We start from the raw sequence: 22,980 nt of genomic DNA on the forward strand, positions 1-22,980 counted from the left end.
GTCCGCAGTGAACACCTTACTTAGTAGTAGGCGTTTTCTTTCTGCGTGTGGTCGGTCACGTCGCGAACACCCTTCAGCTCAGGGATGCGCTCGAGCAAGGTGCGCTCGATGCCTTCCTTCAAGGTCACGTCCGCCTGGCCGCAGCCCTGGCAACCGCCACCGAACTGCAGAACGGCGATGCCGTCTTCAACCACATCGATCAGGCTGACCTGACCGCCGTGGCTGGCCAGCCCCGGGTTGATTTCGGTTTGCAGGTAGTAGTTGATGCGCTCGTTGACCGGGCTGTCGGCGTTGACCATCGGTACTTTGGCGTTTGGCGCCTTGATGGTCAGTTGGCCGCCCATGCGGTCGGTGGCGTAGTCGACAACGGCGTCGTCGAGAAACGCTTCGCTGAAGTGGTCGATATAGGCGGTGAAGCTTTTCAGCCCCAGCGCGGTGTCTTCAGGTTTTTCTTCGCCCGGCTTGCAGTAGGCAATGCAGGTTTCGGCGTACTGGGTGCCAGGCTGGGTGATGAAGACGCGGATGCCGATGCCCGGGGTGTTCTGCTTGGAGAGCAGATCAGCCAGGTAATCGTGGGCGGCGTCGGTAATGGTAATAGCGGTCATGGAAACTCCTCGCAGGCTTGGGCGCAGTTTACGCCAATCGTTGCGCCGGACAAAGTCCTAGTATTTTTGTCGGGAAAGATTCTCGTCCGCCCCGTCGTCGATCCGCGTCTTGAGCCAGCGATAGCTGCGTTTTTCCACCCATTCGTAGCTCAACCAGGAGCCGACAGCGATGGCCAGCGCGCACACGACAAACATCAAATACGGGTTGATGCCGTAGCGGCGGGCCAGATAACCGCCTGCCGACAACACCAGAACGTGCATCAGATACACCGAATACGAGCAATCGCCGAGCAGTTTGAGGACACGACTACGTTCGACATAACGCTCCAGTGAGATACACGCCATCACCAGCACCGCACTCGGCACCCCCCAGTTGAGCAGCCTCGGCGCCGGTGCCCAATGATAAATCGCCAGCAACGCCGCGACGATGGCCGCCAGCGGCAACCACAGTCCCGCACCGATCCAGCCCCGGCGATAAAGCATGCCGATGCCGATCCCCAGCAGAAACTCATAGACGATGTCCGACCGATAGAACTCGCTGATCCAGCCAAACCCGGTCCATGCCTGACTCACTGCAAACAGCAACGCCGCGACTACCAGCAGGCGCACCTGCAAGCGAAACAGCAGCGCCCAGGCGAACAGCACGTAAAAAAGGATTTCGTAATTAAGCGTCCAGCCGACATTCAGCGTCGGATAAATGCCGTAGCCGCCGGGGTTCTCAGTCGGAATGAACAGCAACGACAACAACACATGGCCCCAATCCACGGTTTGGTCCGGCAGCAACGGCTGGGCAAACACCACCAGCAGCGCCATCAGCAGCGTATACAGCCAATACGCCGGGACGATGCGAAACAGCCGATACAACAGAAAGCGCGCGGGCGGCAGCGGTTTGTTTTCGGTCGAGAGGAAAATCACCAGACCGCTGATGACGAAGAAGATATCGACGCCTACCGCGCCCTTGTCGATGAAAAGCTGCCCGATTGGCCCGCGTGATTTGAAGTCAAAGAAAATCTGCATGAAGTGGTGGCAGACCACCGTCCACGCGGCCAGCGCACGCAGGGCTTGCACTGAAATCAACATCGGCCGCTCCCGATCACAATTCCTGAAACCACCGCAGACCCCTTGTAGGAGTGAGCCTGCTCGCGATGGCGGCGGCACATTCAACATCTCCAGTGCCTGATTCTCCGCTATCGCGAGCAGGCTCACTCCTACAAGGGGTTTTGCGGTGTCGCTTGAAGTTGGGACAGCAGCCTCGCTTCAAACGATCAAAGATTCTCGTAGCGGTTCATGTCCAGCACGCCCTCTTCCACCGGATCGGTTTCGTGAATGTACTGACTCAAATCGTGGAAATAGAACCAGAATTGCGGATGACTGCGGCGGATCCCCCAACGTTCGACGATTTTCTCGAAGCGGTTGGCATCCTTGGCGTTTTCCATTGCATCGACAAACGCCGGCACCTGATCGGCCGGGACATTAAAGATGAAGTTCGGATAGCTGCTGAGCACGCCCGGGTAAATGGTCAGCGTATCCAGCCCGGGCTGATAACGCCGTGACTCGCCGAGCAGGAACGCCACGTTACTGTGCGCGCGGTTGCGCAACAGGCTGTACACCTCGCGTTTGCCACCGGCGGTTTCGACACGCAGCATGGTCGCTTCCGGAAGTTGGTCGATGACCTGCAATCCGGCCGCCGGGCGCGATGTCAGGCGACTCAATGCCTGTTCGGCATTTTGCAGCGCCGGGTCGATATTTGGCCGTGAGCAGTAAGCGCCGGCGCAACGATTGATCGGATCCGGCCGCGCATTGAGATCACCGTAACGCGCGAGCAATTGCATGGCGAAATCGTATTTCGGGTCTTTCTCGTCGAGTTTCAGCGCAGTCGGCTTATCGTCGTCAATCGCCTCGTAATCGAGCCACATCTTGAACTGGCCGCCGCTCTGGTACCAATCGTCGAGGAAATCCTCACGAGAGTCGGCGGGCATCAGGCGCAAGAAATTCTGCTCAGCGCCGTTGCGGATCAGGTCAAAATACAGGCGGGTCTGCGCCTGATGCGAGACATTGCCGAACACATCGAAATTGACCGCCAACTGATAATAAGTGCGCTCGAGCAAGGGGTAGTCGAATAGCCACATTGTCTGCGGCACCTCGCCAATCAGGCCTTTGGTCACCGAGGCGCTGTCGAAGTGGCGAAAAATGCTCAGCAGCGCGTTGTCGTTGCCGGCCCACAGGGTCGACCAGCTCGGTTCGGGGAGATCGGCGTAGCTGTCGCGGCGCAGAGCCTCATATTCATTGCGCTTGTCGCGGTAGTTGCGCCACAGGCTCAACACGCTGCCGACATCGTCGTTCTGCCCAGGCATGGCCAGTAAAGGCGTGGCTTGGCCGCGATAGTTCGGGTCTGTGATGTAGAGGTCGTGCTCCGGCGCCTGGAACAGCGCCCAGAAGTTGTCGCGAATCACGTCGGTCGCAATCTGCCCACGGCACACCGGGCCGCGAATAAAGGTGCGGACAAAGTACTCGGCGTTGTCGAGCATGAATTGGTAACGCGCCTGCGCCGGAATCGCCTCGAATGTCGCGAAGGGATTCGCGCGGCTCTGCGGGCCGTAACCCGGCAAGGCATTGACCTGCCAGTTGCCGCTGTAAAACAGGCTTTTCACCCGCGCCATCTTCGCCGCGCTCAGCAGATAGGTGATATGGGTTTTGTGCACGATCACCCCTTGCACCGGCCACAAGCGGTAATACACCTGGGTGCCCGGATCGTCGTTGGGACGACGGGTGGCGATCAGGTCGATCGGCTGCCCGCTCGGTGTGCGCGAACGCACCCACTGGAAGTAATGCCCCGGCTCGCCATCCTTGAAATAGATGTGCGCGAGGTACAAGTGCTCGTAAAGCCACCGTCCGACCAGACTCTGCCGGGCGCCGGGAGTATTAAGCAGATTTTCCCACTGGACGATTTGCAGCGCCTCTTTCGCGCTCGGCGCCAGGCCTTGTTCGTCAATCGGGGCACCCGAGGCCAGCCAGCGCTGCAGCGTCTGATATTGCTGATCGGTCAGCCCGGTCACCGCCAGCGGCATGCCTTCTTTCGGATGGGCGCCGGCGTAGCCCTCAAACTCGGCGGGCAGCGAGCACATGTTCTCGCGGTTCAGGCCCAGCACAATCTCTTCCGGGAGTTTGGCGTTGGGCGTCAGCGGCGTCTTGTGCCCGAGCTCGAGCATGCGCGCCATCAGCGCCGCCTGACTGCCCTGCGCATCGAGCACCGAATAGAAGTCTTTCTGCTGCCAGGCGCGTTTACCGAAGGCGTCGTAAAACAGTCGCGTGGTCGGTGCCGCTTGTGTGCGCTCGCCGTCATAGACCGGCATTTTGCTCGCGCCACGGGCCGCACCCTCGCCACTGCCCAGATTCAACTGGCAGGCCGAGTCGTAGCAGGCATGGCAGGCCACGCACTTCTCGGTGAAGATTGGCTGGATGTCGCGGACGTACGAAATCGACTGAGAAATGGCCGGCACAGTCGCTGGCTCTTGCGCCACGGCGCCCCAGCTGAGAAACAGCAACACAAAACCAATGACGCGGTAAGACATGCTGCTGATCCCGATTGTTAAAAAACGCCGCGATTCTACAGTATGACGCCCGTACCAACATGAGCGATATTCATGCAAAAGCCCAACATGCTCTAAAAGCGCACAGGTTTGCTATGATCCCGCTCCTTCGTAATGGTCTTTCCGAGTAGTCCAAATGTCCGATCGCAGCGTCCGCCTTCAAGCTCTCAAGCAAGCTCTCAAAGAGCGCATCCTGATACTCGACGGCGGCATGGGCACGATGATCCAGAGCTACAAGCTCGAAGAACAGGACTATCGCGGCAAACGCTTCGCCGACTGGCCGAGTGACGTCAAGGGCAACAACGACCTGTTGGTGCTCACCCGTCCCGATGTGATCGGCGGCATCGAAAAAGCCTACCTGGATGCCGGCGCCGACATCCTCGAAACCAACACCTTCAACGCCACGCGCATTTCCATGGCCGACTACGGCATGGAAGAACTGGCCTACGAACTAAACGTAGAAGGCGCACGTCTGGCGCGCAAGGTCGCCGACGCCAAGACCGCCGAGAACCCGGGCAAGCCGCGTTTCGTCGCCGGCGTGCTGGGCCCGACCAGCCGCACCTGCTCGCTGTCACCGGACGTCAACAACCCGGGCTATCGCAACGTCACCTTTGATGAGCTGGTGGAAAACTACACCGAAGCCACCAAAGGCCTGATCGAGGGCGGCGCCGACCTGATCCTGATCGAAACCATTTTCGACACCCTCAACGCCAAAGCGGCGATCTTCGCCGTGCAAGGCGTGTTCGAAGAGCTGCACATCGAACTGCCGATCATGATTTCCGGGACCATCACCGACGCCTCCGGCCGTACCCTGTCGGGCCAGACCACCGAAGCGTTCTGGAACTCGGTGGCACACGCCAAGCCAATCTCGGTCGGCCTCAACTGCGCCCTCGGCGCCAGCGAGTTGCGTCCGTACCTGGAAGAGCTGTCGAACAAGGCCAGCACCCACGTTTCCGCGCACCCGAACGCCGGCCTGCCGAACGAATTCGGCGAGTACGACGAACTGCCGTCGGAAACCGCCAAGGTCATCGAAGAATTCGCCCAGAGCGGCTTCCTCAACATCGTCGGCGGCTGCTGCGGCACCACGCCGGGGCACATCGAAGCCATCGCCAAAGCTGTTGCCGGTTACGCGCCGCGTCAGATTCCGGACATTCCCAAGGCTTGCCGCCTCTCGGGTCTGGAACCCTTCACCATCGATCGCAGCTCGCTGTTCGTCAACGTCGGTGAGCGCACCAACATCACCGGCTCGGCGAAATTCGCCCGCCTGATCCGTGAAGACAACTACACCGAAGCGCTGGAAGTCGCCCTGCAGCAGGTCGAAGCCGGCGCGCAGGTGATCGACATCAACATGGACGAAGGCATGCTCGATTCGAAGAAGGCCATGGTGACCTTCCTCAATCTGATCGCCGGTGAACCGGACATCTCGCGCGTACCGATCATGATCGACTCCTCCAAATGGGAAGTGATCGAAGCCGGCCTCAAGTGCATTCAGGGCAAGGGCATCGTCAACTCGATCAGCATGAAAGAAGGCGTCGAGCAGTTCATCCATCACGCCAAACTGTGCAAGCGCTACGGCGCCGCGGTGGTGGTGATGGCCTTCGACGAAGCCGGCCAGGCCGACACCGAAGCGCGCAAGAAAGAAATCTGCAAACGCTCCTACGACATTCTGGTCAACGAAGTCGGCTTCCCGCCGGAAGACATCATTTTCGACCCGAACATCTTCGCCGTCGCCACCGGTATCGAAGAACACAACAACTACGCGGTCGACTTCATCAACGCCTGCGCCTACATCCGCGACGAACTGCCGTATGCGCTGACTTCGGGCGGCGTGTCCAACGTGTCGTTCTCGTTCCGGGGCAACAACCCGGTGCGCGAGGCGATTCACTCGGTGTTCTTGCTGTACGCGATCCGTGCGGGCCTGACCATGGGCATCGTCAACGCCGGTCAACTGGAGATCTACGACCAGATCCCGCAAGAACTGCGCGACGCCGTCGAAGACGTGGTACTCAACCGCACGCCAAACGGCACCGACGCCCTCCTCGCCATTGCCGACAAGTACAAGGGCGACGGCAGCGTCAAGGAAGCCGAGACCGAAGAGTGGCGTAGCTGGGAGGTCAACAAGCGTCTGGAACATGCGCTGGTCAAAGGCATCACCACGCACATCGTTGAAGACACCGAAGAATCCCGTCAGTCGTTTGCGCGCCCGATCGAAGTGATCGAAGGCCCGCTGATGTCCGGCATGAACATCGTTGGCGACCTGTTCGGTGCCGGCAAAATGTTCCTGCCGCAGGTGGTGAAATCCGCCCGCGTAATGAAGCAGGCCGTGGCGCACTTGATCCCGTTCATCGAACTGGAAAAGGGCGACAAGCCAGAAGCCAAGGGCAAGATCCTCATGGCTACGGTGAAAGGCGACGTCCACGACATCGGCAAGAACATCGTCGGCGTGGTGCTCGGTTGCAACGGCTATGACATCGTCGACCTCGGCGTGATGGTGCCGGCCGAGAAGATTCTGCAGGTGGCCAAAGAGCAGAAGTGCGACATCATCGGCCTCTCCGGCCTGATCACACCGTCGCTGGATGAAATGGTCCACGTTGCCCGTGAGATGCAGCGTCAGGATTTCCACCTGCCGCTGATGATCGGTGGCGCGACCACCTCCAAAGCGCACACCGCGGTGAAGATCGAGCCGAAGTACAGCAACGATGCCGTGGTTTACGTAACCGACGCCTCCCGCGCGGTCGGCGTGGCGACGCAGCTGCTGTCGAAAGAATTGAAAGCCGGTTTTGTTGAAAGAACCCGCGCCGAATACGTTGAAGTCCGTGAACGCACCGCCAACCGCAGCGCCCGCACCGAACGCCTGAGCTACGCCGCCGCGATCGCCAAGAAACCACAGTTCGACTGGGCGAATTATCAGCCGGTCAAACCGACCTTCACCGGCAGCAAGGTGCTGGACAACATCGACCTCAAGGTGCTGGCCGAATACATCGACTGGACGCCGTTCTTCATCTCTTGGGATCTGGCCGGCAAGTTCCCGCGCATCCTCGAAGATGAAGTAGTCGGTGAAGCCGCGACTTCGTTGTACAAGGATGCGCAGGAAATGCTCGCCAAGCTGATCGACGAGAAGTTGATCAGCGCCCGCGCAGTGTTCGGCTTCTGGCCGGCCAATCAGGTGCATGACGACGACATCGAACTGTACGGCGATGACGGCCAGCCATTGGCCAAACTGCATCACTTGCGCCAGCAGATCATCAAGACCGACGGCAAGCCGAACTTTTCGCTGGCCGACTTCGTCGCACCGAAAGACAGCGAAGTGACTGACTACGTCGGGGGCTTCATCACCACCGCCGGCATCGGCGCCGAAGAAGTCGCCAAGGCTTATCAGGACGCTGGCGACGATTACAACTCGATCATGGTCAAGGCGCTGGCCGACCGTTTGGCCGAAGCCTGCGCCGAATGGCTGCACCAGCAAGTGCGTAAAGAGCACTGGGGTTATGCCAAGGACGAAACCCTCGACAACGAAGCGTTGATCAAAGAGCAGTACAGCGGCATCCGCCCTGCTCCGGGTTACCCGGCCTGCCCGGATCACACCGAGAAGGCCGCGCTGTTTGCGCTGCTTGATCCGCAAGCCGAAGAAATGCGCGCCGGCCGCAGCGGTGTGTTTCTCACCGAGCACTACGCGATGTTCCCGGCCGCAGCGGTCAGCGGCTGGTACTTCGCCCATCCGCAGGCGCAGTACTTTGCCGTGGGCAAGGTCGACAAGGATCAGGTCGCCAGCTACACCTCGCGCAAAGGCCAGGAATTGAGCGTGACCGAGCGCTGGCTGGCGCCGAATCTGGGTTACGACAACTGAGTCTGGCCAAGGGCCTGGGAACCTTCTGCTCCCAGGCCCGCCCCATCACTGCGTCACGGCCGCCACGAGGGCCCCGGTTGCGGTGACGAAGGGCCCGGCTGCGGCCCCTCTTCATGCGCTCCTGCCAATTTCTGCATTTCCTGGCGGGTCAGCGCCTGCAGCGTCGCGGAACGCGCATCGGCCAGTTCGATCCTTAACGCTTGCATCGCATCGAGATACGTCTGGAGCGATTCTGCACTGTCGTTTCTGTCGGGATGTGCATCCTCAACCTCTTCCATGCGCCTTGCGGCGTTCTGTTCAAGCGCCTGGAACTCGGCGGGATATTGTTCTTGCAGATAGACACCCCAGTAATCACGCGCACTAAGATCCTCCACGAATATGTTCGACGCCTCATCCGCCAGTACAGAGGCGCGTGCGTTGATCAATCGCCGCCCCCGGATGGGCGTGCCGTACAGCATATGCTCCGGTTGTGCCGGTAATTCCAGCCCGTCCGGCCAACCGCGGATCATGCCGATGCGATACTGCAGTCGCACTTCCGCTCTGTCCTGGTTAACGGCAACGGCTTCAGCCAGCCTGTCGACCCTGTCAAGTCGAAACAGGCGTCGGGTCATATCCAACAGGGCTCTGCCTCGCAGATCCGCACGATGACGAGGTATATCGCGTAAAGCGGTGTACACATAAACCCGTGTTTCCAGTTCGCTGAAAGAAAGAATGCGGCCATCAGGACAGGTGCCATGGGTCTCGGCGTTGGCAAATAACAGCTCGCGCAATTCGGTATTTTCACTCGCTGCCTGAATGACTTGCCATACCCGGTGAGTCAGATCGCCACCCGCCAGCCTGAACTCGGCGGTATCGTGCAGCGTCGAGAGCAAATGAAAGAACGACTCATGATTGGCTTCTTGCGCCAATTGCTGCCACATCTTTTGCCGAGCGGAGCGCGCATCGACGGGTGTGTAAGTCAGCCAGGTTTCCATGGCCGGCGCAGCCACGTCGTGTTGCGGGTTGGCAATAACCTCAAGTGCCTCGACACCCGCATGCACATCTGCACCCGGCACAACCGCTGCGCCGCCACCGGCCCCCCCGCCATCACTGTCATCGCTGTCATCGCTGTCATCGCTCCCGGACCCCGATTCATAGTCAAAATCGGACTCGCTGTCGGCATGTAACTGGCGCTGCACGATTTCATGATCCAGAGTGGCTCGCGACAGTCCCATCACAGGGCGGCCATCGTTGGCCACGCTGTAATCCCTGAGCTGTTCCAGACTATTGAGAAGCAGTGGATTTTCGGACAGGTCAGTGCCGGCAACCAGTGGTTGATGCGCGCCCCCCAACAACCAGCCAGGTATGTTCATGATGCGGTTGAGCGTCAGGTTCAACGTTTGCAGATGTTCCAGCTCCATTATTCCGTCTGGCCAATGCTGCAGACCATTGTTGGCGAGATTGAGGGTTTCCAGTCGGCTGAACGCGCTGGCGTTGAAGTCGTCCAGACGGTTGTGACTGAGGTCCAGCCATCGCAGGCGATCCCCTCCGACCTGGGAATAAAGGCTTTGCGCATCCCCAAAGCGATTGCCGCTCAACTCCAGCCGCGACAACTGGCTCAGGTTGCCGACGCCCCCCGGCAGCACCTCCAGCGCATTGCCATTGAGCGTCAGCGTGGTCACCTCAGGGAAAGCGCGGCAAAACCCGCTGAAACTTTGCAACGTGAATCGGGTACCGGTCAGATTGAGCGTGCGGACATGGGAAAGCACTGTCGACAGTGGCGGTAAATCGCCTGTGTGCACCCCGGTAAGATTCAGTGTCTGCCCTGCGCCATCGGCATGACCGGTCACGCCATCCTGCCAGCATTCACGGATTTTCAGCGCAGCCATTTCTCGACTGTACGCCGAGACCAGACTGCCGTAGACATTGGCCTCACGGGCAAAGATCCAGCCATTCAATTCGCGGGTCATTGATACGGCGGTTTCTTGCCATTCGCGCAACCGGGCATCGATCCCTGCATCAGTCAGCCCCTCCAGACGTAATCGGGCCACGCATTGCTGCGCCTCTTCCGGGGAAATGATCGGGTTCAGATCCTGCACCCGCTGTGCAAAACCTGTGGGACCTTCAACCACGGTGGTCTCGAGAAGCGGCGGCAACAGGCGTTCAACGAGAGAAAACGCTGTCTCGGCCGGCATCTCGCCCGGAGGCATCAGCAGCGGTACAGGTTGCAAGTCAAATTGCCCCAAGGCACCGATGGGCAGACCTCTGGCGCTTTCGATACGCCCTTGCGCCGCCGTCAAGGCCGCCGCCCCTTCAACACTGAAAGGATTGTTGGTCATCAGGCTGGTGCGCAGCAGCATGTCTGCGTGGCCGAGCACGGATTTCGGCAGTGCAGCGATGTTGTTGTAGCGCAGGTCCAGCCATTTCAATTGTGGAAGGTTTTCAGCGCCCCTTGGCCACGCACCGAGTGCATTCGAGCTGAGGTTCAATGTCTTGAGGCGGGTCAGGCCCGACACATCCAGTTCGGTCAGCCGATTGAGGCGCATGCTCAGATGTTCAAGGTTTACCAGACCATTGATCCGGCTCTGCAGCGCAGGGGTGGATTCGATCTGGTTAAAGGAGAGGTCCAGTCGCGTCAGTTGCGCCAGGTCGCCCGGCCTGAACGGCACCTCAGTCAAAACGCTCGAAGTGATTTCCAGGTTACGCACGCCACTGAAGGCCATGAGAAAATCGCGAACCTGCTCGACCGGCGCAACCATACGGTCAAAGCGCACGGTCCGCACGTGGGAAAATGTGCCGGCCGGTAACCGGGGTAGCTCGCTGACGGTGATTTCGTTCTGCGTCCAGGTCGAGTCATACAGCTCGAATACGCCGGCATCGTCGCGGTTCACGGGAAGTTCCCGCTCCAGTGGGCCAGGCGGTTGCACATTGGAGTCCAGGCTATAGCGCTTGCGTATGGCAGCACGCCAGTTTTTTTCGAGTGCGCGCAGCACCCGGACATTGGGTTGCGTCTGCCAGCGCGGCAATAGCATGGTCGTTCTCAGTCCATCGGACGCCGTGGGGTGATAAAACTGCCGGAAGATCCCGGCGTGCTCTGCACGTAAAGCCTCGACGGCGTTGAGTCTGGTTTCGGGGGTGTTCCACAGGTTCATGATGCGCGCAGGCAACGGATTGATATGCCCGGCCTCCCCCGTGAGAAACTCCAGCTCGCCGGCACAGTAGCGGCGAACCATCAAGTCGAGATCAACCAGATGTCCGAATTCCCCCATGTACTTTTTGACGTACTCATAAGCGGGCTTGAACGCCTCATGGGAAAACCTCGACCAGTCCAGCGATAGCCCCGCCCAGAGTCGTTCATGTCCGGTGTAGAGCGAGTCAGGAATGGAACTGATGGCGGTGCGCGACAGGTCCAGACGCTGCAGTGCAGGAAGCCCTTGCACATAGGCAGGCCACTGCACCAGGCTCAAGCCTTCGATCTTGATTTTTTCCAGGTGTGTGAGTGGTGCCAGGTCAAGCACCGGGGCGGGAGTGAACAATCCCGCGTAGTTGAGGTGAAGCTCTTCAAGCCCGGTCAATGCTCGCAATCTGGCTGGAAAAGAGATCGCCAATGCAGGCGCCGCTGTTCTGAACTTCAGACTTTTCAGCGAGGCCATTCTGGTCACCGCCTCGGGCAAGGTGGTCAATGCCATTTGTTGCAGCGCATAGATGCCATAGTGATTGCTCCGCTGCCCCAGCGACAATTTCTCGACATTGGGCAGCAGAGCCAGAAACGCTTCGGCATTGCCGTCGGTCATACCGTTGCCACCAATGGTCAGTTCGCGCACATGGGTAAAATCCGCCGCAAGTGCCGGCAAAGGATCGTAGGTGATGAACGCGAGCTGGTCTGCCCCGGGCATCTCGGCGGCTAACGGTGCCTTGCGCCAGCACGCCTTCAGCGCTTGCGCAGCCCGCAACCGGTGGCCCTGCTCGCCGCGCGCAGCCGTCGAATGCTCCACCCATTGATCAAGTGTCGTCTCAAGGTTGTTCCATTCAAGCAGGCGGTCCTGCAACATCTGAGCGATCTGGCTCTCGTTATCGCCCGCCCGCACTCGTCCCAGAATGAAGTCGTCAGCCTGCCTTTCGGTGAGATCGGGATAGATATCGCGCGCCCGTGCACTCAGCGCCGGATTGAGCCTGGGCCCCCTTCCGCTGGCGGCGTAACCGGTCAAGGTTTCGCTGACCCGCACAGGTGCCTTGAACCACTTGCCCTGCGGCTCCAGAAAGGCCAGCGTGGTGCTGTAATGCTGATCGGCGTATTCGATGATCTTTTTTTGCAGTTCGGGCCACTGACTGACCTCCGGCATGCCCAGGCTACGGCGCGCATCATCGGGCAAGGCGTGCATGATCGATGCGTAAAAGTTGCCTGCGCTTCGAGGCAGGCTATTGAGTTCTTCACCGCGATCATTGAATGCCTGGAATTGCGGGCCCTTTTTGATCAGGTATTTTTTTTCGCGGGCCGTCTCGCTGCCAATGCTGTCGAGCAACGTGCCACTGTCCTTGCCTTCGCGGACTTCCAGCCGCACGTTGTCTGGCCAGCCCGGCAGACGTTCCAGGGTGCGCAGCGCCAGGTGGCGGCTGTCCGCCGAGGCGATGTTTTCGCTGCGCAAGCCGGCATAGGCCGTGACTTGCCGACTTCGCCGCGCGTACCAACGAGCGTCCTCCAGCATCCGCAACGGGACTCGATGGGGAGAGCCCAGCCGCGCAAGATCATCGGTGTGACTGTGTGCAAGGATCTCTTGCGCAGCCGCGTCGCTGAGTCCCGGACAGGCGTTCTGCAAGAGCGTGACCCTGGCGTCGACGGGTTCGGTGCCCTTGTAAATACTGTCGTGAATCGCTGGTTGACGGGTTTGCGCGTGAGCGGCCATTTGCTTGCCAAATTCTGCCGGCCTCGCGTCATGCACGCGCGCGCCTTCCCCTCCTAGCAGTCGAGTGATTTCGGACTCGTCGAGCTGCGCCAGAATTCGCGCTGGCATATCCCCGCTCAGGATCTCGGGCCGGGTGACCTGGATCGGTACCTTGACGCTCACACCCCGAACCCGGCGTTCGGATCCGTACTTGACGGATTTACCGGACATCTGCGGCCCTTCGAAGACCTCCAGCACCCGGTTCGCCGGCCAGCGCGGCATTTCAGTCACCAGCGGTAACGCATAAAAGTACATTTCGTCGATCGGCTGCGTCCCCTGCAACTGCTCCATGACGCGCGCCGTATCCGCATCAGCCTTGAACAGTTGCATGGCCTGAGTCAGCTCTGGCGGCGGCGCGGCTTTATCCAGATGCATCTTGCGCAACGCATTGTCACTGACGCCGCTGATATCGCCAGCCTTGATCAGTTCGGCGTCGGAAAATACGTCGGTGACATGCCCCATGCGCCGTAACAGGGTGAGGCGATCCCACGCCAGAGGCCGTTCCAGTGAATGACGCCAGGCCCCCCGGCCATTGCTTTCGAGCACAGGCTGATAGGCGCTGGCGTCAGTGGGATGCCTGATGCGCCACTTGCTGATCGATTCGTCATAAAACTGCTCGTAAACCTTACCGTCCTGACGAATAAAGGTTTTGCCATCGATCACGTACTGTCCCTGCGTGTTCGGGCCAGGACTGGCCTCCAGCGTCACCGTGGATTCGTACGCGCCGAGATCGGGCTTCCACAGTCGCGTCTGGCCATTGGGCAGCTTCACCGGGCTGAGTTGTTCGATGACCGGAACCGCACTGGCGGCTGAGAATTTGCGCACACCCACGCCCACCCCCGCCATCACCACGATCTGGGCCAGGTTCTCGGCGACGTCGATCAGATGATCCTTGGCCGCCCTGCGATCGCCTTCACTCCACTCGATCGCGCCCTCCAGGGTCTCGTACAACAATTGCCCGGCCATCACCACCATCATGACTTCGCCCAACACCGGCACAAACATCGACACCATGTTCAATCCCAGCATGCCGATTTGCATCAAGTGCGCCAGCTTGGCCTCACGCGCTTTCACATCGACGTCAGCCGTCGGCACGGCGTGACTTCGGGCGTCGGCCAGGACCTTCTTGCAGTTCTGTTTATACAGGTACTCCCAAAGATCCTGGTTGGGCGCCCAGATACCCCGCCCCTCGCGACTTACCGTCGACGCGGCGATGTACGGATCAGGCTCAGGCACAAGCTTGACATTGCGCTCCGGCGGCAGCTCCCGGATTCGCGAAAACACCGAACCGGGGGTGATCGATTCAATAAATGCCAGCCATGGATTGCGCTTCAGGCGCCAGGCATCGTTCGGAGAGTCGTCGGCCTTCTTCGTGAACTGACTGAAATAGTATGGGCGCTGGTCATAGGGCAGGAACTGACTGAGGAAGCGCTGGTAGGACGTCGGCTGCGCACTCGAAGCCTGTGCAGCATCGCGCGCTGTGAGCAAGCGCTTGAACTCGTCGCGCATTTGCGCACTGCTGTAGCGCTTTAGCGGATGCTCCGGATCGTGGGGGATGTACACGATCACCTCATCGCTGTAGCGGTATTTTTCACAAATATCGAAAACCACACAGCCGGTCATTCTTTTTTTCATCACCCCCAGATCGGCAAACCAGACCGGTTTTTCGCCAATCCACGGATGCATCTGGCCATCGATCACTGACACAATCATGGCGTGATCCGCCGGTTCGATGTCCTTCTGCAACAGTGCCTGTTCGGCCGCGGCGCGCAGGGTCGCCTTCTGGCTGCTGATGAATCGCTCGCGCAGTTCGGCTTCAGCCGCCGCGTCCGTCGGATGAAAGAAGCCCTGCAGATAGGTCTGGTATTGCTTGCCGATATCCAGGCGGCGGCACAAGCCCAGAAACTGGCTGACGGTCAAGCCGGGGCTCACGGACTCGTAGGTGTCCGGCGTGGTCGTCGCGACAACGAAACCGGAGGTGCTGTGAAACGCGTCTGCCGCGCATTCGTAGGCTTCAAAGTTATGCAGCGCGGCGTCCAGCAGCGAAAGTTTGAAGAGCTCGAACGATGCCAGTTCAATCTTCAGAACACCCATTTCTACCGGACGTTTAAGGCACAAGAGTGTCTTTTCGACATCCACTTGCACCTGGTACTGGTCTTTCAAGGCCTTGATCAGCAGGGGTTTGGCGAACGCTTCAACCGGCTGGAACGTCGACATGCGCTTGTCCAGGCGGTTCTGCGCATCGACACTGGCCTTGAAGCTGTCACTCAACGCCGTTCGCTGAGCGGGCGTGGCGTCTTGATACCAGGACGGCAGCACCGTCGAGACGTTCTTGAGCGCATCGCGTCGTTGCGTCGTTGCGTCGGTCAACCATTGTGGTGCGTTTTTTTCGAGGAAGACGCCGTGAAGGCTGCGCGTCGCAGCCAGCTTCACGGGCCGGTTTTCGTTTGCGGGCGGAGTCGGCGAAACAGGCTGCGCCGATACCGGGTCGGGTGGGATAGCGATCATGGTCACTCCTTGGTTGATGGAGTGAAAAGCAGACCACTCAGGAGCATCCCGACTGCGGTATCCCTGTATCGCCCGACCCGCAGTTGGTAACCGCGTATGTAAGTTGCAGCGGGGCCGGGTACGCTGCCCCGCTGCCAAAACGCGGTTACGGGCGCCGGGAAGGCCCGGGCATGGGTGGAAGAGTGCCCGGACGTTCCGACTCATCGGCCAGGCTGCGCAGATCGTTGATCTCTCGACGAGTCAACTCGACCACCTTCTGCACGCGCTGGGTATCAATCGCCTTGCTCACTTCAATCAGCTCCAGATTGTATTGATCGGTATCGATTTCCCCGGCTGACCGAAGATCCTCAAGTTCGCTCAAACGTTGATGGCGTTGCTCGGTGACGGCGGTGCTGATCGCGTTCATGTCTTGCGGGTGACGCGTTTGCAGATATTCGTTCCAGTAATCGCGCGACGCCATGCTCACCAGCAGTGCGTCGGTTTGCTCCGCCTCCAGAATCGACGCCCGGGCTTGCACCAGCATGTCATCACTGATCGGCGTGCCGTAAAGCATGTACGCCGGTTGGCCGGGCAGATCCAGACCATCGCCCCAGCCACTGGTCAGACCGATCCGGTAACGCAAGCGTATTTCCGCGCGATCATGGCCCTGCCCTGCGGCTTCGGCGAGAATCTCTACCCGTTCCAGACGAAACAACTGTCGGGACAACCTCAACAGCGCCCGTCCCCTGACCAACACTCGATTCGGTGGAATATCGCGCAGGGCCTGATACACCGCTACATGCACTTCGAGTTCACTGAACGTCAGAATGCGTCCATCAGTGCAGGTGCCGTGGGTTTCAGCGTTCTGGAACAGCAACTCCCGCAGTTCGGTGTTTTCGCTCGCGGCATCCATGACACCCCAAACCCTGCGCGTCAGATCGGCCTGCGCCAGTCGGTAATCGCGGGTATCGCGCAACAGTCGAATCAACTGGAAAAACCGTTCATGGTCCGGCTCGTGCGCCAATTGCGTCCAGCGCACTCTTCGCGCTTCGGCCAATGCCGGTGAAGCCCCTTCGAGCCAGGGACTCAGTGCCCTCGGCGAGACATCATTGGCCGGATCCAAAATGCTTTCGGCAGGCAGCACGGCTGCATGGGGGTCAAACCCAGTGGCATGGCCACCTTCACCGCCTGCGGCGCCTTCGTTTACTTCCCCGGCATGTTCGGCGACAGGGTTGACGTCGGCGCCAAAAAGCTGAGCGCGAATCATCTCGTCAATGTTTGCGCGTGAAATGCCTATAACGTGAGAGGCCGCATGCACGCGGCTGTAGTACCTGAGCCGCTGCAGTGCGGAGAGTGTCAGGTCATGGTTTGCGGACAAATCAGTGCCTGCAACCAGCCGCGCGTGATTGCCATCGAAAAGAGACTCGGGAAGTCGCGTGATGTTGTTGCTGCGCAAGTCGAGCCGGCGCAGGTATCGGCTCTGCAAAACGCCGGCGGGCCAATCGTTCAATGCGTTGTAGCGCAGGTCCAGGGTTTCGAGGGTGCCGAAATCTGGCGGGTTGAAGGACTGCAGCGTGTTGTAGCCCAGATCGAGTCTGCGCAGACGATTGCGGCCCAGCAAAGGGTAAACACTCGTGGCGCTGGAGAGGTTGCAGTGCTGCATTTCCAGTTGTTGCAATTCAGGCAGGTGCAGCACCGCGCCTGGAACGCTGGTCAGGTCATTGCCACTGATGATCAATGTACTGAGGTCGGGAAATGCCCGCAGAAAATCGTTCGAGCCTTGTGCGGTCATTCGCACACCGCGCAGATTCAATGTCGTCACCCTTGCCAGCGGCGCATTCAGGGGCGGCAGATCGCCGGTCTGCAACCCTTGCAACCTGAGCTCCAGGCCTTCGCCAGCGGGGCCTCGCGTCTGCCCCTCAAGCCAGGCTTCACAGATACGCAATGCTGCGAGCGAGCGACTTTGCGCCGATATGTGCGTCCTGACAATGCGTACTTCCCGGGTATACAGCCAGTCATTCAACGGGCGAATCAGTGCCTCACTGGTTTGATGCCATTGGCTTATTTGCGCGTCTATCTGCGCATCGCTTTGCCCCGCTGCACGCAGCCTGCGCAATGCCAGCCGGGCGCGCTCAGGGGTCATGCTGGGGGTCAGTCGCTGCAAGTGCGCCAGTCTCCCCGCCTCGTCCGGGATCAAGGCGCCCCGCTCAGGCAGGGGTAGCAACAGGTGCGCCAGGGACGTCCCCGTTTCCGTCGGCGGAAACTGCGCGGGCACAGGCTCTGCGGCGAATCGCGCCAGTGTGCCTTGCCCCAGCCCTTTGGCTGCTTCGATGCGGCGCAATGCCGTGTTCAGCGCGGTCTCACCTTCAGCGCTGAAAGCGTTGCCTGTCAGATTGACTTTCAACAGCGCATCGGGATCAGACAGTACCTGGGCCGAGAGCGAGGCGATTTGATTGTCACGCAAGTCGAGCCAGGACAACTGCGGCAGGCTTTCGGCCCCTGTGGGCCAGGATTGCAGCTGCGTCGATCTGAGGTTCAGCGCCTGCAGCCCGGTCATCGCGCTGACATCCAGATGGTGCAACGGGTTCTGCCCCAGATTGAGCTTCTCGATGCGCTGCAACGCATTGAATTGCGCTTGCACTGGCGGTGTGACGACGAGCTGATTACTGGACACGTCGAGTTCGGTCAACGCCGGCAGCTCCTCGGCGGCGAACGGCAATTCGGAGAACGCATTGCCACTGATATCGAGGACTTCGGCACCGCTGAAAGCCCTGATAAATCCGCGGGCCTGTGCGACGGGAATATCCAGCAAGCTCAGACGCAACGTGTGAACGTGGGGGAAACTGCCCGCCGGCAATGGCGGCAGCGTAAGGATTTTCTCGACCGATGCCGATCCTCCGAGGTCGGGTCCCGACTCAGGCAGGGCAAACGTGGAAAGGTCTGCCGCCACGCCGTAACGCTGACGAAGCGCGCCATTCCAGTTGTTCTTGAGGGCCCTCAAGATGCCGGCGCTGCGTCCCGTCGCCCATTGCCACCGGAGCGCGGGGTTGCGCGGTCCACCCTGCTGGGACGGGGCGTAGAACTGGGCAAAGATTTCATCGTGTTCGGCCCTGACCTGATCAATCGCCATCAGTCTCGCTTCGGGCGTTGTCCAGACCTCATTGAATCGCTGCGGCAGCGGATCGCTGAAGTTCGGCATCAGCGCCATGAAGTCCAGTTCTGCGTGGCAATACTCGCTCACCATTTGATTCAGATCGACCAGATGACCGAAGGCGCCTGAGGCGTTTTTGATGTATTCGAAGGTGCGCATGAACGCCGCCCGGTTCAGTTTCGACCAGTCCAGCGACAGCCCGGCCCAGAGCCGTTCGTGTCCGCTGTAGAGGGAATCGGGCAATGTGTCTATCGAGGTGTGTGTCAAATCCAGACGTTCAAGCTGTCCAAGTCGCTCGACGAATTCCGGCCATTGCCGCATAGCGTAGGGAGCGTTGATTCGCAGCGTGCGCAAACCACTCAATCCCGACAGGTCCAGCGTATGCAGGGTGGTCGAGTCGAATCCCGAATAGTCGATGCGCAGCGCCTGCAGAGACGTCAGCGCACCGAGCCTGCGCGCAAAACTCTCCGCCAGAGCAGGCGCATGGGTCGAGAACCGCAGATGGGTCAGCCCGGACAACCGGCTGACCGACTCGGGCAATGAGGTCAGTGGTTGAGGCCTGACGGACAGTTGGCCGTAGCTGTGCCCCCGATCTCCCAGGGTCAGCCAGGTGACATTGGGGAACAGTTCCAGGAGCGCATCAGCATCGGCGTCGGTGATGCCGTTGCCCATCACCGAAAGCTCGCGCACATGGGGAAAACGGCTGGTGATCACCGGTAAAGGCGTCTCACAAACCAGCGACAGCCGCGTCGCCTCGGCGTAGTGCTCCGCCAGCGGGCCATTGCGCCAAGCCTCCCTGAGCGCTTGGGAAAGTTGCCCGCGATGCTGTCCTTCCTGGCTGTTTGTCGGGCTGTCCTGCCATCGCTCCAGTGTGGCGTTGAGCACCTCCCAGTCCTGCCGACGCTTGCCCAGTTCGGTGAAAATCTGTCTGTCGGTCTGACCCCGCTGCTGACGCAGAAATGCCTCGGCCTGTTGCGGGTTTGGGTACAGCTCCGTGACGCTCGCTACGATGGAAGCATGCAGGTTCGTGCCACGCCCGCTCGCGTAGTAGCCCTTCAGCGTCGCGCTGATTCGTACCGGAGGCTTGTACCATTTGGGTTGCGGCGCCAACAGTTGTGCGGCCTCACGACGATGAATATGGGCGTATTCGATGATTTTCGCTTGTAGTTCACGGCTGCGACTGACGTCGGGCAAACCGATCGCCGAACGTGCGTCATCCGGCAGCGCATGCATGAGCGAGCGGTAGAAGTTGTCGCCCGGGCCGGAGGTAAAATTGAGCATTTCCCCGCGCTCATTGAATGCCCGATAAAAAGCCCCGTTCTTGACCAGGTAGCTTTTTTCGGGCGCGGTGTGTTCACCGATGCTGTCGAGCAGTGCGCCGCGGATGCTGCCTTCGCGAACTTCCAGACGCAGCGTAGACGGCCAGCCCGGCAGTTGCTGCAAGGCGTGCAAGGCCAGTCGTCGACTGTCCGCCGTGGCCAGGTTGGCACTGCGCAACCCGGCGAAGGCGCGTGTCTGGCGTCCCTGACGGGCATGCCAGCGAGCCTCTTCGAGCATCTTCAAGGGCGAACGCCGCGTATGATCGAGACGGGCCAGCTCAGCCGCTGTGGCATGATCCAGCACATCCTGCGCAGCCGCATCGCTGAGGCCGGGACACTCGCCCTGCAGAATGCGCACGCGCGCATTGGCCGGGTCAGTGCCCGCGTAGAGGCTGGCAAAGATCTCTGGCTGGCGCGTATCGGCAAACTCGGCCAGTTGCTGCCGGAATGCGTCAGTCCTCGCTGAAGCCGTTCGCGCGGCGTCCCTGCCGAGCAAATAGTTGATTTCGATTTCGTCCAGTGCCGCCAGAATCCGCGCCGGCATTTCCCCGTTCAACACCTGGGCCCGATTGAGCTGGATGACCGGTCTGGTGAGAGTGCCAGGCAGCTGTTTCCCGGCGCCATACTGGATGGACGGCCCCGACAGCTCGACACCTTCGAACACTTCCAGCACCCGCCCACGCGGCCAGCGTGGCATCTCGGTGACCAACGCAAGCGCGAACAGGTAGCGCTCATCAATTCGCGCCGTCCCCCGCAGTTGCTCGATTACCTGCCCTGCCGCCGCGTCCGCCTTGAACAGACGCAAGGCGTCGCGCCATTCGGGCGGTGGTGGCAAATGGTCCATGTGCATCTTGCGCAAGGTGCTGTCACTGAGGTCGCTGATCTCGGCCAGCATCAGCAACGTCTCATCCGAGAGGCCGTCGGTTGTATGGCCCATGCGCCGCAGGAGCGTCAGGGTGTCCCAGGACATGGGGCGTTCCAGCGTGTGGCGCCAGGCACCCTGACCGTTGTGTTCAAGCACAGGCTGGTAAGCATCGGGGTCAGTGGGATGCCGAAGGCGCCATTGCGACGTCGCTGGATCAAGAATCTGCTCGTAAACCTTGCCCCCGAGGCGGATGCAGGTTTTGCCATCGACCTGGTGCTGCCCCAGAGCATTCGGTCCGGTCGACTCGCTCAGCGTGACAGCCTGCTCATAGCCGCGCAGATCGGCATTCCACAAGCGTGTTTCGCCGTTGGGCAATGTCACTGGGTGCAGATTTTCGATCACCGGCTCCGGCTTGACGGCAGCAAGGCGGTTGAACACCGCGCCCGCACCGACCATCGCGCCGATCAGCGCAAGGTTTTCTGCCACATCCACCAGATGCGCCCTCGCCGCGTGCTTGTCCCCTTCGCTCCACTCCTTCACGCCCTCGAAGGTCTCGTATAACAGTTGCCCGGCCATGATCACCATCATGACCTCGCCCAGCACCGGAACGAACATCGACACCATATTCAGCGCCAGCAGCCCGACTTGCAGCAGGGCCGCCAGTTTGGCATCGCGGGTCTTGATGTTGACGTCGGCAGTCGGCACCGCATGGCTGCGGGCATCCGCCAGCACCCGGTCACGATGCTGTTCATAAAGATAGACCCACAGGTCGGTGTTGTCGGCCCAGGGGTCATTGCCCTCGTGAAGCATCAGCGAGGCGCCGAGGTAAGGGTCAGGGTCCGGCTGCATTTTCGTGCGCTTGGGTGGCAGTTCCCGAATCTCGATAAACGGAAAAGCCGGGGTGATGACCTCGATGATCCGGCGCCACGGCGACCACAGCACATCCGCAGGTGCGTCGTCTGCTTCCTTGACGAACTGGCTGAAGTAATAGGGCGTTTGTCATAAGGCATGAACTGGCTGAAAAACCGTTGGTAAGGCGTCGGCTCGGCGCTCTGTGCCTGTCGTGCATCGCGGGCGGTAAACAGGCGCTTGAACGTGTCGTTGACTTGCTTGCCGGTGTAGCGCTTGAGCGGATGTTCAGGATCATTGGGCACATAGAGAATCACCGCCTCGAACGAACGACGCTTTTCAGCAATCGTGAAGACGACGCAGCCGACCAGTCTTTCCCGCATCAGCCCCAAGTCACGAAACCAGACCGGTTTCCCTCCCACTCTGGGGCGTTTTTCACCCTTGATGACCGAGAGGATCATTGCGTGATCTTCCGGCTCGATATCCTTGGCCAGCAATGCTCGTTCGGCGGCGGCCCTCAGGGCGGCTTTCTGGCTGGCAATGAAATGCTCGCGCAAGGTCGTTTCAGTCGCCGTGTCCTCCGGGTGGAAAAACGACTTGAGATATGCCTGGTATTTCGCCCCGATGTCGAGATCTCTGCACAGGCTCAGAAAGCCTCTGACCGACACGTTAACGGGCACTGACGTGTAAGTGCCGGGGGTTGCGGTTTCCACGATAAACCCGGAACTGCGGTGAAAGGCACCGTACTCGCATTCCCGACTTTCGAAGTTGTGCAGCGCAGCCTGCAGCATCGGCAACTTCAAGACTTCGAAAGAACCGATTTCCACCGCAAGAACCCCCATGGACAAAGGGCGCTTCAGGCATATAAAGGTCTTGTCGACGTCGACATCGACCTGATGCCGGCTTTTCAACGCCTCAATCAGTAAAGGCCGGGCAAAGGCGTCGATGTCTTTGAACGTGGACATGGTTTTGTCCAGTTGAATCTGCGCCGTGACACTGTCCTTGAAACGGGCATCGAGATGCTGCCGTTGTTGCACCGACGCACTCGTGTACCAGCCCGGTCTGGTCGTCCCGGCGCGTTTGATCGCGGCTTTTCTCGGGCCGCTGGCATCGATCAGCCATTGCGGCACAGAGGCTTCAAGGAACTGCGCATGAAGACTGTCCGTGGCCAGAGGTTTGCTCGGCGCATCGACCTGGGAAGTAAGGGAATTGGGGGACATAGATCGCTCCTGTAAATGGAGCGACAGGACACCATCTCAGTCCCTCGGTACTGCGATACATAGTTATAGCGGCCACGGAACAGTTGTAACGACTCATCTGGTCGAGAAAAGTCAGGCACTGCCGG

The 22,980-nt window shown here is 60.0% G+C and carries 7 protein-coding genes; 1 reads left to right on the top strand and 6 read right to left on the bottom strand.

Translation table 11 applies throughout. The features are described 5' to 3' along the window. Nucleotides 1-20: 20 nt before the first annotated feature. The 3 genes from nfuA to PspR84_RS16680 form a co-directional block, all read right to left on the bottom strand. Nucleotides 21-605 carry a Fe-S biogenesis protein NfuA gene (gene nfuA / locus PspR84_RS16670; protein ID WP_007912592.1) on the bottom strand — a complete coding sequence of 195 codons (585 nt, stop codon included), beginning with the start codon at nucleotides 603-605 and terminating at the stop codon, nucleotides 21-23. A gap of 57 nt (nucleotides 606-662) precedes the next feature. Next, nucleotides 663-1,685, bottom strand: a complete 1,023-nt coding sequence (locus PspR84_RS16675; RefSeq protein WP_160058269.1) for an acyltransferase — start codon at nucleotides 1,683-1,685, stop codon at nucleotides 663-665. Nucleotides 1,686-1,870: 185 nt separating this feature from the next. Then, on the bottom strand, nucleotides 1,871-4,177 hold the full coding sequence (locus tag PspR84_RS16680) for a fatty acid cis/trans isomerase (RefSeq protein ID WP_160058271.1): 2,307 nt from the start codon (nucleotides 4,175-4,177) through the stop codon (nucleotides 1,871-1,873). A gap of 154 nt (nucleotides 4,178-4,331) precedes the next feature. On the opposite strand from PspR84_RS16680, the gene metH reads away from it, so the two are divergent. Further along, a complete protein-coding gene (gene metH / locus PspR84_RS16685; protein ID WP_160058273.1) occupies nucleotides 4,332-8,042 on the top strand; it encodes a methionine synthase in 3,711 nt (1,236 codons plus the stop codon). 53 nt (nucleotides 8,043-8,095) lie between these two features. Here metH and PspR84_RS16690 read toward each other — a convergent pair whose 3' ends face one another. The 3 genes from PspR84_RS16690 to PspR84_RS29675 all read right to left on the bottom strand — a co-directional run bounded on the left by PspR84_RS16690 (nucleotide 8,096) and on the right by PspR84_RS29675 (nucleotide 22,855). After that, nucleotides 8,096-15,472 (bottom strand): NEL-type E3 ubiquitin ligase domain-containing protein, encoded by a 7,377-nt coding sequence (locus PspR84_RS16690; RefSeq protein WP_160058275.1) that lies wholly within the window; start codon nucleotides 15,470-15,472, stop codon nucleotides 8,096-8,098. Between the two features lie 145 nt (nucleotides 15,473-15,617). After that, nucleotides 15,618-21,635 carry an NEL-type E3 ubiquitin ligase domain-containing protein gene (locus tag PspR84_RS16695; protein ID WP_238785129.1) on the bottom strand — a complete coding sequence of 2,006 codons (6,018 nt, stop codon included), beginning with the start codon at nucleotides 21,633-21,635 and terminating at the stop codon, nucleotides 15,618-15,620. Beyond that, nucleotides 21,596-22,855, bottom strand: a complete 1,260-nt coding sequence (locus tag PspR84_RS29675) for a DUF6543 domain-containing protein (RefSeq protein ID WP_238785130.1) — start codon at nucleotides 22,853-22,855, stop codon at nucleotides 21,596-21,598. Before PspR84_RS29675 ends, PspR84_RS16695 begins: the two co-directional genes overlap by 40 nt. Nucleotides 22,856-22,980 lie beyond the last annotated feature (125 nt).

It is taken from the genome of Pseudomonas sp. R84, from assembly GCF_009834515.1.
In the GTDB taxonomy this organism is placed as follows: Bacteria; Pseudomonadota; Gammaproteobacteria; order Pseudomonadales; family Pseudomonadaceae; genus Aquipseudomonas.